Raw genomic sequence first — 1,700 nt, forward strand, 5'->3', positions numbered from 1 at the left:
CATCAACTTCTACTTCACCATCAAGCATTTCCAGATGCGGGCTGTTGTGATAGATAAGTAAGCGCAAACGGTGGAAGTAATAGGCAGCGGTATTTTTATTGACGCTAACTAATTGCGCCGCTGTGCGGGCGGTAACACCTGCAACAAATAGTTCAATCAGTTTGTTTTGCTTGTACTGACTTAAACGACTTTTTCTCATAGGGATTATTCTAACCTGAAGTTAAATTTCCCTAGTTATCTAGTACAGCCCCATAAACAATGCCGAAAAAAATAAACAATACTGAATACAAAAGTGCCCCGCAAAAGCAGGGCACGGCTTGGTTGTTACCGGTTGAATACACAAACGGCGTTGATGCTTCGACGCGCTATCTTTCTATGCGGTATCAGTGCAGCTATTGGCAAAGCTGGGAAACATAACCGGGATTATGTTGTATGACTAATTCATTAAGATGGACAATCTGCATTTTGAATTCAAACGAATATACTGGTTTGGATTCGTACCTGCGAATATATCTTTTAGTCCGTGAGAATGACAGGTTTTAACTCGTTTTCGAACTGTTGAACCACTTAATCCGAATTTGTTTGCCGTTGCTTGATAACCATATTCCAGTGATAAATAAAATCCCACCACTTCCAGTTTGAATTCATTTGTGGATTTAATCATGGAAATACCTTCAAAATTTAGATTGTATGTCCAACTTTTTAAATGGATAGTCGGTTAAAACAAGGGACTGTACTAGATTAGCAGATAGCCACCCTCCAAAAATAAAGATAACATCATGATAGTTAAAGAAAAAAGTTCAAAAAGAACTACTGTGTTTTTCGTGCTTCAAGTTACTGCTGTTCCGCTGCCGATATTTTGGATACCCCAATTCGGCAGCATTGTTCTACGCAAAATCCACCAAGTCATTAGCCGTCATTTAACACTGCTGCCGATGAAATTTTTGACGTTCCAGCCGGGCTGGATGAAAGCTGTTCCGGCGGTCATCGCAAAGGAAAACGCGGAAGCGGTGTGGCAGGGAAAGCGGTCGTTTTCGGTTTTTTGAGGCACAACGGCAAAGTTTATACGGTTACCGTGCCCAATACACAAACCGCTGCTTTACTGCCGGTCATCCGCGGACAAATAAAGCCGGACAGCATTGTCTATACCGATTGCTGCAAAAGTTATGATGTACTTGATGCGGGCAGATTCAGCTGCTTTCGCATCAACCACAGTATACGGTTTGCAGAACGGCAGAATCACATTAACGGAATCGGGAGCTTTCGGAATCAGGCAAAACGGCATTTGCTCAAGTTTAACGGTATTCCCAAAGAACATTTTGAGCTGTATTTGAAGGCGTGCGGACGGCGTTTTGGCAACAGTGAAATAAAGTCTCAAATTTCTATTTTGAAATAATTGGTAAAGAGAGATTTATCCTGGTTATCTAAGACAACTCCTTATTTTTAAAGCACTGATATGATAAGAAAATTTATCGCCAACCATTAAAATAGGGGCTGAAGTAGATTAGCCCTAAACACCACACCAAAGCCGCAAAGTTTTTAACTGCTGCTTTGGTGTCCCGAAGTTAAAACGAAACTCACATTCTTTCAAGAACAGAGGAAAAGATTTTCGGTCGATTCCGTTGTATTTGCGCAAGACACGTTTCGCCTGATTCCAAAAATTCTCAATGCCGTTGATATGGTTGTGTCGGTCGGCAAAC

General features: G+C 41.4%; 1 protein-coding gene and 3 pseudogenes. 1 reads left to right on the forward strand and 3 read right to left on the reverse strand.

The window, feature by feature from the left end; all coding sequences use genetic code 11:
- Positions 1-199 (reverse strand): annotated as a pseudogene (locus IR141_RS12410) (IS1595 family transposase); the annotation flags it as partial.
- A 237-nt stretch (positions 200-436) separates the two neighbouring features.
- A complete protein-coding gene (locus IR141_RS12415) occupies positions 437-664 on the reverse strand; it encodes a transposase (protein ID WP_135037740.1) in 228 nt (75 codons plus the stop codon).
- A gap of 115 nt (positions 665-779) precedes the next feature.
- Between IR141_RS12415 and IR141_RS12420 the strand changes: the two are divergent.
- A pseudogene (locus IR141_RS12420) lies at positions 780-1,396 on the forward strand (IS1595 family transposase).
- Between the two features lie 114 nt (positions 1,397-1,510).
- Here the strand turns inward: IR141_RS12420 and IR141_RS12425 are convergent.
- Positions 1,511-1,700, reverse strand: a pseudogene (locus IR141_RS12425) (IS1595 family transposase); the annotation flags it as partial.

The sequence above is a fragment of the Neisseria sp. 19428wB4_WF04 genome (genome assembly GCF_015235335.1).
Lineage (GTDB): Bacteria > Pseudomonadota > Gammaproteobacteria > Burkholderiales > Neisseriaceae > Neisseria > Neisseria musculi.